The sequence below is a fragment of the uncultured Mobiluncus sp. genome (genome assembly GCF_902488535.1).
In the GTDB taxonomy this organism is placed as follows: Bacteria; Actinomycetota; Actinomycetes; order Actinomycetales; family Actinomycetaceae; genus Mobiluncus.
The window spans coordinates 57835-74101 of the sequence record NZ_CABTWO010000001.1; the positions used below are offsets into that span (position 1 = coordinate 57835).

Here is a 16267-nt window from a genome sequence, read left to right on the forward strand (position 1 = left end):
CACAACTCCAGAGGGTAGACGCGGATATGCCAGGGCGTAAAACATTACGCCAGCGGACAAAACCCAGTTCACAGGTAATCCACAAACCTGGGACTTACCCCGCTGTCATTTCGAGGCAGGCGTAGGCGCGAACCATCAACAACGGCCATAAAACTGCACAAGCTGAAACGGCGAGGTCGTGAGACCTCGCCGTTTCAGTATTACAGCCTAGGGCTTATGTCGCCTACTGAGCGTCAGACTGGCGCTTGCGCCGTGCTGCCAGCAGACCAATCCCTGCACCTGCCGCAATCATCAGGATGGACAAGCCACCAAAGATTGCTGCTTGTGCACCGGTCCGAGCTAATGTTGGCGGAACCTTCGGGTGCATCGGAGGCAGGGTGGTTGCCGGGGCAACCGGGATGGTCGGCGGGGTATTCGGCGTAGTCGACGGCGGAGTCGTCGTCTCAGACTTCACCGGAGGCGTAGGCGGAGTCGTGGTCTTAGACTCTACCGGAGGCGTAGGCGGCGTAGTACCAGGCGTGTACGGCGGCGGGGTCGGCCGCTTCACCACGTTCACGGTCTGCGAAGCATCGTCGAGATCTTCGTGAGCCAGAACCGGGGTGTAGGTGCCAGCCGGAGCCGTACCAGCCTTGGGCAGGTTACCAGCGTAGGCCTTCTCAAAGACGACCAGCTTCTCGCCATTAGCCAAGCCTGCCGTATCCTTCGCGGTCAGCGGAATCGACATCTTCCAGCTGCCGGAGCCGTCAGCCTCAGCCTTCAAGCCGGCCACGGTCACAGGTGAACCAACGATGGAGCCGTCGGACTTCTTGACCAAGGTACCAACCAAGGTGTAGTCAGCACCAGCCTTCAAGCCACTGTAGGTCACCGTGTCGTTCACGGTCGCGCCCTCACCAGCGGTAATCGCCTTGCCGCCGGACAGGTCAGCCGTGGTCTGGAGGCTCAGAGCCGGACGACGAGTGATGATCTGTTTCGGATCAGCGTTGTCGCGGTGTTCCACAATCGGCTTGTCGTTGGCCTTGGGCTGTCCGCCATCCTTCGTCATCTCGTAGAGAGATTCGAAGAATACCACGTCAGCATCCGGGTTAGCGTTGGCGGGAACCACCATCGGCTTGTCCTTGTCAACGACCCACTCGCTGTTATCGGTTTCAGCCGTGACCTTCGTCCACTTCACCAGCGGGTTGCCATCGGCACCCAGCACCGGCTTGTTGTCGTTCGGGTCAGCCGTGTCATCGACGTAAACCAGTTCGGTCTTGAGCCAGTAGTCGCGTCCTTGCACCAGGTTGGTGTAGGTGACGGTATCGACCACAGCCGTGTCCTCACTCGGCTTGAGCATCTTGCCATCATCCGCAGTACGAGCCACGGTCGCCAAGGTCGGCGTAACCAAGCTGAACTCGTTGAGAGCGGTGACGCTCACAGTGGCAGCCGGGGTGATGGTGAAGGTCTTGGTGGTACCTTCAGCACCATCAGTCCAGCCTTCAGACTTCCACGTAACCTTCCACTTTGCCTGGGTCGGAATCTGCGCCTTGGCGTCGGTTTCCGTAATGGTTATCTCAGTACCAGTCGGGAAGCCGTCGAACCGCGGGCTGACAGCCTTGCTCGGATCCTTCGGGTCAACCGTCAGGTTGAAGCTACCCTCCAGAGCGGTTCCTTGCTTGGCGGTCTTACCATCCGGCACTTTAGCCTCGTAGGTAAAGCTCCAAGTCGTTGGAATCTTAGCCACCACGTCAGCGGGCAGATCCGCAGCCGTCTTGACTACCTTGGTGACCTGGAATCCACCGAAGTGAGTGGAAACCTCGAGCCACTGAGTGCCCTTACCCGGAGCGAGATTCTCTTCATGGTGGAAGGCAATCAAGCCTGCAGCAGTCTTGCCGGTCGGCAACTTGGACAACTGCGTCTCGAACGCATCCCTATCCTGAGGCATCCGATACAGGTCTTCCCACAAGACGACCGTCTTATGTTCCTGAATCAGCTCGGACGGAACCTTCACATCGATGGTCCAAGTACCACTGTGACCACCCTTGACGTAGCCGCCCTCAACAGTGACTTCGCGCACCTCAGAGGGGACGTAGTCAATCTTGTGGGCCTGGCCCGCCTTGTCGTATTCGACAAAGTAGGTGTGCAACAGGTACTTGCCGCCCTGCAGGTTCTGGTACTTCACCAGGTCGGTAATCGTGTCGCCATTGCTGGCCTTCTTATCGAACTTACCGGTGGTGTGCGTACCGATGGTGACTTCATTGGTGAACACGTTTTCAGCAGTCACTGTCACGTTCGCAACGCGGTCTTTACCGTTCGGCGTGCCACCGACAATCACTGTACCCTCGCCGTTCTTCGTGGACTCAACGGTGACGCCGTTGGCCTCGGTGAACTTCACGGTGTCCTTCAATCCGGCTTGCTCTTCAGCATTCTGGACATTCTCGGTGATGGTGCACTTGTCACCCACGGGAATACCGTCAATGGTCGCGGATTGACCTTCGTGCAGGGTAATCGTGTCAGTCGAACCCTTTTCGGTACAGGCGACCGTGAACACGTACTTCGCGTTGGTACGTTCGACATTCGCGGTGTTCTCATCCCATCCGGTCACAGCCTTTGTCAGGGTCAAGGACCCGAACTCAGGCCGGTTCACGGTGATGGACTGAGATTTGGCAGTAATGTCGTTGTGCGTAGCCACCGGCTTGTTGTCACCCTTCGGGGTCACCTTGCCGCCGTCAGCACTTTCATACGTGCCTTCCGCCCACAGCTGCTCGAACACAACCAGGTTGTCGCCGTCGGACTTAATGTCCGCAGCCTTGACGGTGATGTCCATAGTCGTTTCGTAAACCTTGACATCCTTACCGTACTTGGCGATTTCGTCAGCATTCGGGTCCACAGCCATGCTCGCGGTGACCTTTACGGTCTTCGCGTTAGTAGCCAAGGAACCAGTGTTGCCCGCATCGTAGGCGGTCTTGCTGTAAACCTGACCGTCCAGAGCGTAGGTCTTGCCTTCCTCGACGTTCACCATGCGGATTACGTCGTGAACCGTGTAGGTTTCGGGAGCCTTCTTGCCTTCCTTGTTGACGCCTTCCCAAACCGTCAGGCTTGACTTCTTGTCGTCAACACTGGCAAGGGTGCCCACGCCAGGATGCTTGACCTTCACAATCTGGTTCTCATCCTTCGGATCCTTGTGTTCCGCGACGAGCTTGCCCTTCAGCTGCAGCGATTCGAAAGCCACCAGCTTGTCGTTAGCCTTCAATACGCTCAACGGTACCGTGAACTCGACAGTAGCGGCTGTCTTGTCCTTGATAGTCCCGCTCACGCGAGTAGCGCCGTTCGTTGCCTTCGGGGTGGTGAACTTGCCTGTACCAACCACACCGGTGTCACTGACCGTACCATCAGCCGCGATACCCTTGAGTTCACCGCTAAGGGTGTACTCGGTTTCGGGCAGCAGGTTGAAGAACTCAACGTAGTCCGTCAGCTTGACGTTATCGCCTTCCCAAACGACCTTCTGGCCTTCGTATTCCAGCTTGGTGCCGATATGTGGCACGTCCACAACCGTCACGGTCTGGCGACCATCGTTCGGGTCTGCGTGATTAGTATCCCACTTGGTCGTGTCGGTAACGCTGGCCTTGATGGTGTCGTCGTCGCCAGTCACAAGCGAGGCGCGCGTCAGGTATTCGTACGCCACCAGCTTCAACTCGGTGCCAGCAGTCTTGGCCGCTTCCATCGGAGCCTTCAGCTGATCAGCCGTCACGTTGAACTTGATGTCCTTCGTCACGTCCACCTTCTCAGCAGTGAACCTCTCTAGGCCATCTGCCAAAACTGTTTCGTTAGGCTGACCGGCGTTGTACACCAGGCGGGAAACCAACACGTACTTCTCACCCTTGATGAGACCCTTCATCTGCACCTTATCCTGCAGATCCAGCGCCGCATCGGTCGCGATGACCTGGGTGCCGTCCTGAGCCAGGTCGGTTTCAATACTCGGGTTGTAGGAGGTCTCTACCGTCTGATTACCATCCTTCGGATCCTCGTGCTTCAGCGGAGGTTCGTTCGGCTTGTCGTTGCGAATCAGCTGTTCGTAAGCCACGTACTTGTAGCCGGGCTTCAGCGTACCCGCCGGGATGGTATTGTAGCCAACCTGCTGGGTACCACTGGCCTCGGTCGGAGTGAAGGTGGCGGTGCCGGTAATACCGGTGTTGCTGACCTTACCGTCCAGACCGATTTCCATCAGGGTCGCGTTCAAGGTGTACTTGACACCCGGAGTCAAACCAACGTAGCTGACCGTATCAACCAGCTGCTTGGAGTCGACCGGAATGGTCGGGATGGTCGGATTCTTCTCCCAGGCACGGTTGCCGTCCACGCTCAGCACCGTCTTCATGCCGGGCTTCACGCCGGAGCCAACAGTCTGTGCCGGATCGTTCGGGTCTTCGTGAGTAGACTCAGCCGGACCGTCTACCTTATTACCGAGGTACAGGGTCTCAAACACAACCAGCTCGTCGTTCTCGGCCACAGTACCGGCCGGAATCTCGAAGGTCATGAAGTCGGCCTCGGTCCAGGTTGCCTTTTCAGCCTTGAACGGCTTGGAGGTCACCTTGATGCCGGTGGACTTGTTCTGAGTCTTGTTCCACAGTTCGCCAGCGACCACGTAGGTTTCCCCGACCTTCATACCGGTGAAGGTCACGGTGTCCTTGACCGTCGACTTAGCGTCGGCGAGGACCAGACCACGTTCGCCCGCCGCGCTAGCCTTAGTGGCGAGCTTCGGAGCCCAGACAGTCTGCGAGTCGTCGTTGATGTCGTGGTGAATCAGGTATTCCTTGCCTTCTTGGTACACGGTCTCAAAGACCACGACCGGCTTGCCCATAATCAAGTTTGCCGGAACCTCGAACTTCAGGAGCTCAAAGCCAGTACCGGAGGTAATAACCTTCTCTACCGGACGGTCTGCCTGACCATCCGCACGGTAAACCGAGTTTGCCGGGCCGATGACTCGCTCCACCGGAGCCAATCCAGGCACAGGCTGCTTGGTTTCCTTATCCATCAACTTACCGGACAGCAGGTAGGCCTTGGGTGTACCATCGGCGTACTTGGCATCCAGATTCAAACCGGAGTAGTCAACCTTGTCAACAATGGTGACTGCCTTGGTGTTATCCGCGACCTTGTCGCCGTCAGCCTTATCGGTAGCGGTCGTCTCCAGAGAGCCAACCCGCACGGTCTGATCCTCAGAGGCCATATCCTTGTGGCTTGCTACAACTTCGCCCTTGGCGTCCACGAGTTCCTCAAAGACCACGAACTTCGCGCCAGCCTTGACCTTGTCAGCCGGAATCGTGAAGGTCACATTCTTGACAGTCACGCCCTTAGTGACCTTGACGTCCTTGACATCGCTGGTCGCGACGACGGTCTTGCCGTCCTCAGCCATCAGCTTGCCCTTCAGGGTGTAAGTACCCGGTGCGGCGTTCGAAATGGTCACCTTGTCGTCAACGGTAACGTCCTTCTGATCCTTCTGGAGTTGAACCAGCTTGGCACCATTCACAGTTGCGGCGGTAGCCAAGGACGGGTTGTAAACAACCTGCGAGTCATCGTTGATGTCGTGGTGGGTAGCAACGGTAACGTCACCATCCATCAGGTCTTCGAACACAACCACCGGGGCAGTAGCCAGAGCGGCCTTATCCACCTCGAACTTCACAATGGCCTTCACAGCACCCTTGTCCTTCGAGGACGGGGTCTTAGCCACGAACTTCGCGGGTGTGACCGTAACATACTTGGCGTCAATCGGGTCTCCAGCGTGAACCTCAGTACCACCGGCCAAAGTGGCGTCAGCCTGGTAGTGCAGGGTACCGGTAACGGTGTATTCCTTGCCTACCTGCAGACCCTCGTAATCCACCAAGTCGTAAATCACTACCTTGGCAGGGGAATTGTCGAGGTTCTTATCGCTCGGATCCGAACCCTTACCGTCCTTGCCGCCATCATAAGCGGTGGTGGTAATGGAGTTCTTTACCACGTTGATAGTCTGTGCCGGGTCCTTCGGGTTGGCGTGCTTGACCACAACATTGCCCTTGGCGTCGCCATCGTGCAAGGTTTCAAAGACCACCAGGTCCTTGCCCTCTACGATGCTGTCAGCAGGAACCGTGAACTTCATGGTCTGCTCGCCAATGACGCCCTTCGCGTCAGAGGTAACCTTCACCGGCTGCACAGTCACACCCGGCACCTTGCCGGCGTCAGTCTTGACACCGTTAGAGTCGGTGGTGACGTAGTGCAACTCACCAACCAAGGTGTAGTTGTGCTTCGGCTCGAACTTGCCGGTGAACGTCACGGTATCGGTGATGACCGCATTCTTCTGACCAGGAATCATGGTCTGGTTCTTATCAGAAGAATCGATAGCGCTGGTCATCATCTTGCCGGAGTGAACCGTCTGAGCCTCATCGGTGATGTCGTGGTGGATAGCCACGGGCTTGCCGTTCAGCTTCAGGTTTTCAAAGACCACCAGGTCCTTGCCCGTCGGGGTGGGCTGGCCGTTTTCGTCAACCCACAGACCCAGCTCCTTGGCCTTGTCCACGCTCATCTCGAAGGTGAGGTCCTTCGCGAACTTGCCGTCCTTATCGGCAACAACCTTGACGTCTCCGTCATTGTTGAACACACCGGTGTGAACCGGTTCACCGTTCGCTCCAGCCATCATCAACTCACCGTCGATGGTGTATTCCTTGCCCGGAATCAGGCCGGAACCAGTGACGGTATCAATGATCTTGATGGGCTGAGTCGGATCAACGTACTTGTCGCCGTCGCCGTCCTTCGCGTCAGTAGTGACACCGGGGACGTAAACGGTCTGAGCTTCGTCCTTCGGGTTAGCGTGTTCAGCAACGGTAGCCTCCGGGTTGGTGGGCTTTCCGGCCGTCTGGTCGAAGTCGCTCGCCTTGTAGAGTTTCTCGAACACTACGTACTTCTCGCCACTCACGACCTTCACACCTGGGAAGGTGAGATCCATCGTGCCGTTGGCGGGAGCGCCCTTGGCGATGCTCAGCTTCTGGAACGTGGTCTGAACCGCCGTTGTGTTATTGCCGTTAATCTTCATCAGCTGGCCGTACATGACGTACTCGCCCGGAGCGATGGAGTTGTAGGCAACCTTATCGGTCACAGCCACATCGGAGAGTTCCTTCTTTGTCTTGGAATCCTTTACCAGCGTCGCCTTCGTCATGTCAACGGTTGCGACACGCGCACCCTCAGCCTCAGCGGCACCGCCCTCGACGCTCGCGGTCGTACCGATTGACGGGTTGTAAACCGTCTGATCCTCATCGGTGATGTCGGCGTGAGTCGCTACGACGACTCCGCGATCCTTGGCCTCTTCGAAGGCCACAACCGTTTGAGTCTTCAGGGACTTCGCCTTGACGGTAAAGGTCAGCTCGACCTCGCCCGATTCGACCAGGGCGTCGAGTTTGCCGTCAACCTTGAAGGTCTTGGTTGCGGTTGCGCCCGGATCGTTGAGTACACCACCATCGGTTCCGTCTGCATTCTTGATATGCAAGGTACCGGTCATGGTGTAGGTGCGACCTCCGGCGAGGTTGGTCCACTTGACCTTATCCTTGACCGTAACCGTCGCGTCGTCCGCAACGGCCGGCGTCACAGGCTTGTCAATCGAAGCGGTCGTCTTTAACTTCGGCGTGTACAGCTTCTGGCAGATGTCATCGACCTCCGCGTGGAAGGGCAGATTGGCATCCGTAGACATCTTCTGCAGTTCAGCCGGAGTCTTGCCCGCGAGGCTATTAGTATCCGTATCCTTCGGCAACATATATTCGAACATCACATATGTGGCACCGGGAGTCAGATTGGCAGTCTCCAGGGTGAACTCGTTGTCTACACGATTCATGCCGAAGAATTCCTGTCCAGCGGGAACAGTAATCGGCTTGTGATTGTCCACTGCGGACTTACTGGTATCATCCGTCTGCACCAAGCGTCCATACAGGAGGTAATCACCTGCAGGAACCCGCGTGTACTTGAGGTTATCAGTCAGTTTCTGCGTCGGTACAGTCTCTTTGTTTGTAGACAGAACGCGCGAGTCCGTCGTCCGGTCGTAGGCAATAGTCCACATATCCGGTGACCACCGCGGGATGATGGATTGAGCCTTCGGCAGCGTCAGCTCAGAACCGTAGGCCAAGCACCTTGTGCACTGATTCAGCTGCATCGGGTTTCCACCGTTGAACACCATAATGCCAGCGGCGATGCCTTCGGGGTGTTCCTCCAGCAATTCAACCGGAATCGTGAAGGAAATATCCGTAGTGAAATCAGTCGCCCCTGAGGGAACAGTCACTTCCTCAGCGTAATAATCCCAATTGGCTCCATTTTCGCTCTTCCAATTGAGGTACCCGTCATAGAAGAGACCCGCTTGTCCGGCCTGGCTGGTGGAGTACAAACGCTCCACCACCGTGTAAGTCTTGCCCGGAGTGACATTCTTCAAGGTAACTGTATCGGTCAGTTTAACCCGATCTTGACCAGGCTTAACATCAATCACCTTGATGCCGTCTTGGAAAATGCGGTGACCGTCAGCAGTAGCCTTTTGGTCAGGAGCATCCAAATCTGTTTCAATGCTGGCGTAGCAATCCCACCGGTTGAGCATCTTCACGGAGACGTTGGCTTCGGAAGTGACATCGAACGTGATAGCAGCCTTTTCTTCATCAGGCTCCAACATGTCAAAGGCGTACTTAACCGGGGTGGCCAGATCCTTGCCGTTGGCATCAGTGGCTGAAATTTCAGCCTTGTGACGCCAGCCGCCGTACTGGAGAGCGTTCTTATCGTTAAAGCTCTCGTCGTCCAGCTCCGCTACCGTACACTTCGAGTTGTAAGGCACCGTGCCAAAGTCGAGGGCGTTTCCGTTGACATCAACCTTGACTGTCTTATCAACAACCGTGTTCTTGCCACTCTTGCAGGTGACGTGCATATTCACGAAGTCGCGGTTCATGTAGCGGTAGTACTCGTTGAAGCCCTGCCGAGAATTGAAGTTAGCCACAGAGTAGTCGAGTTTGCCGTGTGCCGAAGTGGCTTCCGCCACCTTCTGCAGCGACAGCTTGACTTCCTTGTAGGTCAACTTGTTCGTAGCGGTCAAGCCGGTAGTTGAACTGTCCTTACCGATAGTGAACTTGCCGGCGGTAGAACCTTCCGCACCAAACACGAAGTTACCCTTAGCGCCAACAGCGGTGTAAGAAGTCGGCTCTACGCCTTGCGTGGTCGTAGATTCATTCAAGGACCAGGACACTTCGGCAGCTATGCCAGTGGTGTTACCACTCGGAGTGACCTCGCGAATGGAGCACTTGGAACCGGTCGGAATGTTCCCGGACGTCCAGGTCTTGCCTGCCTCGACGTTGAACTTCATGGGAGCATCCTGCGTACCAATCTTGGACCCGTCCGGGGTCACACACCAGTACTCAAAGTTGTATGAGCCGTTCACAATCGAAGCGGTGGAGTCAGCGGCAATCACCTTCTTGACGCTGAACTTGCCGTTCACGTCAGAGTAGGTGTTTGTCACGTTGACCTCAACAACCTTGTCCTTCCCAACCACGAAGTCGTTATCCGACAGGGTAGCGGACAGGGTCGAGCCTTCCTCAGTCTTTGCACCGGCCTGATCCTCGGTGATGTGGCACTTGTAACCGACAGGAATGTTCTCTGCGAACTTGTAGCCGGTATCGGTGACACCCGTCACCTTGCCTTCCACCTTTTGGGTAGCAACCTTCGGGTCAGCACAGGTGTAGCTGAAGTCGTAAGACTCCTTCACCGTGATGTTCTTGGCGGCAGTAACCGCCTTGATAATCTTGAACTTGCCCAGCTCGCGCTCGTAAGTGTTGATTACCTCAACATTCTTACCTGCGGTGGTGTCCAGGGTCACGGAACCGGTGGTGGTCTTAGAAATGCTGTTTTTGCCTTCCTTCATCTCCACGGTCCACTTGTGCCCAGCCACCTTCGCGCTGTCTGCAGATTCGGTGATGGTACAGGTCGCACCGACCGGAATCTTCACACCGTTCACATCAGTGGTGAACTCAGCCTTGTCAGTGTTCTTAAAGGTCTTGCCGTCCATGATGACGTGGTCGGCGTTATCAGTCGGGTACTTACAAGTCGCCGAGAGTTTGACCGTCTTAGAGTCAACGTTGGTGTTTTCACCAGCCACGATGGTCTTGCTGACAACCAGCTTGGTGTCGGGCACTGTGAAGTCGTTGGTGGCGCCAACCATCAGCGCTTCATCTTCCTTATCCACGGTGAACGCCACGCCGTTGGGCTGGGCTTTCGCGTTGGTATCGAAAGGCTTTACTTCCTTGCCTTCAACCGGTTTAGCAGCGCCAACGGTCCACGTGGTCGTGGGCTCTTCGTTAGCCTGCGCGACTGCCGGTTTCTCCCACACGACACACTTGGTGCCTACGGGGAGTTTCTCGACCTTGACCGGGTCGCTGCCGGCGCTCAGGTCGTAACCGACACCGTTCTTAACCGCTCCGGCCGGAGTCTGGCAGGAGTAGTTGAAGTAGAACTGCTCGGTGTGGTTACCAGCGTTGTTACCGGTGAGAGCGGCCTTATAGAACTTAAAGCCGGTCATCTTTTCGGTGTAAACGTTGGTAGCAGCGAACTGGAAGACGTTGCCTTGAGTCACGGTCTGTTCACCGGACGCGAGGTCCTTACCTGCCGGAATGAACGAGGTAGACACGTACTTCAACGGGTTCGCGTTCAGATCATTCACCAGCTGTTTGTTGGTGGCATCCAGTTGAGCCTTCGGCTCAGTCACGGAACACTTGGAGTCCTTCGGCACCACAATCGCTGCCGATTCCTGACCGGGGGCTACTTCGATGAACTTAGCCTTGGCCTGGGAGCCAAACGGAGCGGCCTGAGTGTAGGTCTTACCGTTCGGGGCTGTACAGCTGTAGGTGAACTTAAAGGTGGTGCCGGGCTCAAAGACGGCTCCGCCCTGGACGACCTTCTTAATGGTGAAGCTCGCCTTGTCGTAATCCAAGGTGTTCTTCGCTTCCAGCTTCAACACCTGAGCCTTGCCATCCTTTTGTTCGGGAATGGTGAACTGCTTGAAGCCAGCGTTAGTGCCGGTGGCGTTGGCGAGGTCCGTCACCCAAGACGGGGTGACGGTGACGCCGTCAATCTCTACCGGCTTTTCCTTGATGTAGCAGGTGGTGCCGACCAAGACGTTGTCAACAGTCTTGGTTTCCCCAGCCTTCAAGTCCAGGGTGCCGTTGGTCTTGGCATCATCGTCACACTTGTAATCAAAAGTGAAGGTGGCGGGTTCAGCCTTGGCGTCGCCGTCAACAGTCTTGGTGACAGAGAACTTGCCGTAGTTTGCTTTCACCGTGTTGGTGGCCACAACCTCCACTTTCGGCTCGGCGCCTTCCTTGATGACTACCTTGGCGTCGTCTCCACCTAGCGACTGAGCATTGGTGTAGGAAACCGTATTGGTTACAGCCGCGTTGGACGGGTTGAACTCGTGAATCATGCACTCGGTATCTGCCAGGTAGGACTTCGAAGTCCAGGTCTCGCCGTTCTTCAGGTTGACGGTCACCGGGTCCTCATCACCGCAGGTGACACGGAACGCGAAGGCCTTGTCCTTCAGCGGGTTCGCACCGTCAGCCTTAACCTTCTTGGTCAGCTTGAACGAACCCATCTTGTGTTCGTAGAGGTTCTTCGCCGTCACCACAACAGTTGCGTTGTTGGTCGGAACCTTGAACTTGAATCCAGCAGCGGAGTTTTCCAAGATGTTGGCTGGCAACAATCCGGATTGCCCAAAGGTTAGGGACTTAAAGTTAGCCCCGGTCACCGCAGTGCTGTTCTTATCTTCTTTAATGGTGCAGGTCATGCCGGCTTTAATGCCGTCCTTGACGGCCACCGGAGTGCCATTAGCAGGGACAATCTCATTGCCACTGATTGGTTTCCCGGTCGTGCCTTCGCACACATAGCTCAGAGAGAAGTTACCGTCAACATTGCCCTTATCCCCATTGACGTACTTGGCCACCTTTTGCAGGCTGAAGGCCGCGTCGGCGGGCTGGTAGTAGTTGGTAAAGGCAACCCCGTAGGTGGAGCCATCCTGAATCGGTTTCACCGCAACCGTGTCCGACTCAGTGGTCGTACCCGAAGCGTTCGTGTTCTTGACGACTACGTTGTAGCCTTCCGGAGCCTTCGGCTTGGTTTCGGTAACGGTGCACTTGGTGTCGACCGGCAGACCCTTGACTTCATAAGTCCACGAGTTGTTATCGGGAAGTGAGAAACTTCCGCCAGCCACGCCGTTATCACAGGTGTAGCTGAACTCGAACTTACCATCGTTAGCCTGAGCCGCGGCATCCCTGTCGATACCCTGGACAAACTTCGTAACCTTGAAGCCGCCAGTCTGTTCCTGATAGGTGTTGGTCGCGGTGAGGTTAATGGCACCGGCGTTGCCCATCACGAACTTGGCCTGAGAACCAATCGTCTTGCCGTTTTCAGTAACCGGTACAGCAGCGCCGTCCTGAGTGGCATTGGTGGCAGACCAAGTGGGAGCGACGGGCATGTTGACCGGAGCAGGCCGGTAGGTTTCCTGAACAGTACAGGTCGCGCCGGGAGTGATCTCCACGGTGCTGGGAGTTCCCGCCTGGGTGCTATCAGTATTGGCCGCGCCGCCCTTAGCGGGAGCGTAGAGGGTCGCAGAAGTACCGTCGGTGCAGTCGACCGTGAAGGTCACGTTTCCGCTGGCTTTATCAGCAGCACCGTCAGCAGCCTTGGTCAAGGTCAGCTGGGCCTTGTTCTTAACAATGTTAACGGTCTGATCCGCGTTTTCACCGGTGTGTTTGGCGATGATGTTGAGCTGGCCTTTGTCAGAATCGATTTGTCCACCGCCAGCGTACTTCGGGTCGTTAGTCGCCAGGATTTCTTCGTAATAGAACTTGTCGCCGTCCTTAACCTCGGAGGCCTTCAACTCATGCGAGAACAGACCCGTCAAGGTGCCGTCACCTTTGATTTTGGTGCCGTCTTCATTCTTAGCGTCGGTAGTCTTAGTGAACACCGTGGTGGTGACTCCGCCGCTAACCTTCTTAAGCGTGCCAACTAGATACAAGTTACCGGCGACGGTAGGAATTTTCTCATACTTCACATCATCGGTAAGGGTGATGACTTCATCTGCCTTAGAGAACGTGGCGGTTTCCGCGTCACCAGGCACCGAGTCAGCGCCGTTTACCTTCGCGGTGGTCTCAATCGTAGGCGTTGGTTCTTCAACAATGGTCCAAACCACTTTCAGTTCCCCGGAAACATCGAGGTTCTTCTTTAACACCACGACCTGAGCTTGGGTAGGCCCATTCGGGTTATCAATGAAGTAAGGATTCTCGACATCCTTTACCGAGCCCGTGAAGGAAATATGAAACTTGTGCTGGTCAGCAATCTTTAGGGTCACCCCATTGACCGCATCCTTCAAGCTAATCTTTTTGATGGGGTTACCGTTTTGATCTGTGGCACCATCCACCGCGAGGTAAACCTGGTCGCCGATGTACTGACCTTCTTTAGAGTTCGGGTCGTAATCGTTCAACTTGACAGTCAACTGGAAGGTGCCATCTTTAGCCTTTTTCACGGTGGTCATCTGGTCCAGGTGCATGGTGTCCAGAGCCTTAGCCACGTCCCCGTGCTCACGCTGCTGGTAAGCAGTTTTAGCCTGCTCAATCAGATTTTTAACATCGGTAGCTCCGCCATCGACCCATTTCTTTTCCTTATAATTCCAGGCACGCCCATTATCGGTGATGCCAAAAATAACCATCCAGATTGCGTTCTGGTAACGACCCCAGTCAGCTCCTTGATTATTTTTAGCGTAATGCCAGGCCAGTGCCTTAACAGTTTCCGCCTTCTCGGGGTTATCCTTAGCCCAGAAGATTGTAGTCTTTGAGGGATCGGTGTAAACCTTATGGTTGCCAAGCTGGTATCCATAGAATGGCTCGACACAGAAGCTGGCTGATCCGTCGACCTTAAATGAGCTGGTTTTGCTGCTGGGATAAAGAGCCAGGAAACTAATCGGTGCGGAACCGGATGTACTAATCTTTTTCGCCCATTGCCAAACATTGGGTTCGCCAGACTGAAGATCTGCCGTCCAGTTCTTAACCAAGATGTATGAACCAGCGGGGACGATAGGTCCGTTTTCTTCACAAGCCTTAATGCCGGGGAACTTAGAGACACTGGGGGCCTTGCTGTACTGCTGTTCTAACCAGTCCAGACCCTGCTTGAGCAGATTGTCGAACTGGGCGTTGAGGTTAGCCACCATTTTTTTCTTGAAGTCTTCACCGTAGTTATTTTCGGCCACGAACTGGTCAAGTTGTTTCATTACATCCGTTTTAGCGTCTTCAACCTGCTTCTTAAAGTTCGCAATCGCGGTAGCTTTGTCCACGCTGGGATCAAACTTGAGATCAATTTTGTTAATCGTTGGCTCAAATTTGCGAACGATAGGAACCGCGCCGGAAGTAGCCGTTGCGGTCGGGGTGGCGGTCGGCGCCTTATTTGGACCGGTCACCGGAGTGGGAGTGGAAGGCTCCGATGAAGGTTCCGAAGTCTGAGGGGCAGGCTCAACCGATTGCTGCGGGCTGGCAGGCAGCTGCGGAGCTTTGGCCGAACCGGTGGGCTCGGTGGAGGTAGCCGAGTTGCCGGAGGGGTCGGAAGTCTGAGCAAAAATACGCGCCTGGGTCGCACCCGTATCAGCCGTCTCGCCTTCGATAGGCTCTAAGCTCAGGGTGAGAGTATCCTCATCTTCCCCGGGCTCAACGGCGGAAACAGCGGAACGGTTGGAGGTAGCCGCCTGGCTAGAGGATCCGGAAGCATTAAAAGGCAGCGTGGTGGAGGAACCGCCGGGGAAGATAACCCACGCACCAAAACCTTTCTCAAAGGTAGAAGCAATTTTCGTTTTTGCAATAATGCCACGGTCGGGGGCAACCTGGTCTAGGGCATCATAACCATCCCAGAATGGGGTGCCGTACCTGTCGACTTTTGTGGCCTTGGTAATACATTCCTTGGGCAGGTACTGTGCCGTGAAGTCACCGACCTTGGCGGTTTGGCCATAATGCGCCGCCGCTTCCTGCGGGTCTTTGGTAGTGAATAACTGACCGTTGTAGACAAGCCGGTAACGCTCATCACCGTCCTTACCGATGTCAAAGCTTGAATCGGGCGAAACGGTCACCGTGGGCTTTACCGAAGCCTGGGCGGTCGGAGTCGCCGCCAGAGAGGGCATAACCAAGCCGCCAACGGCCCACGCCACGGCGATTGCTGAAGCAATCACCCCCGCAGTCCAGTTCCGGCTCTTTTTACCTTTTTGCTTATAGCTCACTAAAGTGGGCTTTCCCGGCTGGTTTTGCCGCGGGTTCTTGGCTATAGCACTCATGCTCAAATACCTCCATTTGTTAGCCATTTCTTCGGTTTTGCCCTTTTGGGGACACTCCACCTGCTTATATACAGTGATAAGAATACCAGGTTTCCCAGCTATCTCCAAGAGTAATTCCAGGATTGTGCTGACAATCTAACTATCACTCCAGAGGCGTTCGGCAAACCCCCGTTTTCCTTTAGGAAAACTCAGCTTAGGAGGGCAAATTTCGCGAAAATTAGCGGCAGTTTTCAGCGCCCTCTAAGAATACAAAGCTGAGTTTGTCACCTCGACGAGAGGTAGTGAAACGGCAAATAAACAGTAAAAACAGCCGTTTTCTGCAAATCTCCCCAGTTTTTGTCGCGAACCTGAAAATAACCTTAAAAATCGAATTCGAACCTGAGAGTAACACCCTCCAACAGCGCTTTTGCCCGCAAAACCAGACCAAAAGGGCCGGCGCGGCGGCACCGGCCTTGTGAAAACACCTCTAACACCGAACCTCAGAAACTCGCCGCCGCGACCCCCAAAACCGACCAGACATTTCCAGGATTCCTTAAGCCTCGGAGTGTCGAGTTTCAGATAGTGAGACGGAGAGAACATATGTTTTGAACGGAAACCCTTGGGAAACCGCGAAAAAACTCGGTGAAAGAATTTGAAAAAAGCACTTGTAATTTCCTGAAAATAGGGTATAGTTAACTGTGTAGCGGTGTTGATGCTGGACTTTTCCGGTAATCAACGGTACGCGAGGATTGAATCTGGAGGAACCGTGCAGACACAAAAGAAGGGCATGATGGCCGCCGTGGCGCTTGCCTTGGTGGTGGCTTTGAGCACCCTGTTGCCTGCTCAGGCGGCTGACCACGAATCTAGCTCGACCGGAAACACTCAAGTCCAGCCCGTAGAAATCTCCTACGGCGACTACGAACAGGTCATGGTAGAGGTCAGCGCTGATTAGAACAGTGAGCAAAA

2 protein-coding genes are annotated in these 16267 nt (G+C 55.3%); one reads left to right on the forward strand and one right to left on the reverse strand.

Annotated elements, in window-relative coordinates:
- Window positions 1–223: 223 nt before the first annotated feature.
- Complete coding sequence (locus tag RDL66_RS00300; protein ID WP_308534509.1) at window positions 224–15322, reverse strand: VaFE repeat-containing surface-anchored protein; 15099 nt, start codon at window positions 15320–15322, stop codon at window positions 224–226.
- Between the two features lie 691 nt (window positions 15323–16013).
- Between RDL66_RS00300 and RDL66_RS00305 the strand changes: the two genes are divergently transcribed.
- Window positions 16014–16253, forward strand: a complete 240-nt coding sequence (locus RDL66_RS00305; protein ID WP_308534592.1) for a hydrolase — start codon at window positions 16014–16016, stop codon at window positions 16251–16253.
- Window positions 16254–16267: the final 14 nt, after the last annotated feature.

What these genes read in the sequence shown, in the direction of transcription:
- RDL66_RS00300 (WP_308534509.1), bottom strand. Translation starts at nt 15,322, where the DNA reads ATGAGTGCTATAGCCAAGAACCCGCGGCAAAACCAGCCGGGAAAGCCC.
- RDL66_RS00305 (WP_308534592.1), top strand. Translation starts at nt 16,014, where the DNA reads ATGCTGGACTTTTCCGGTAATCAACGGTACGCGAGGATTGAATCTGGA.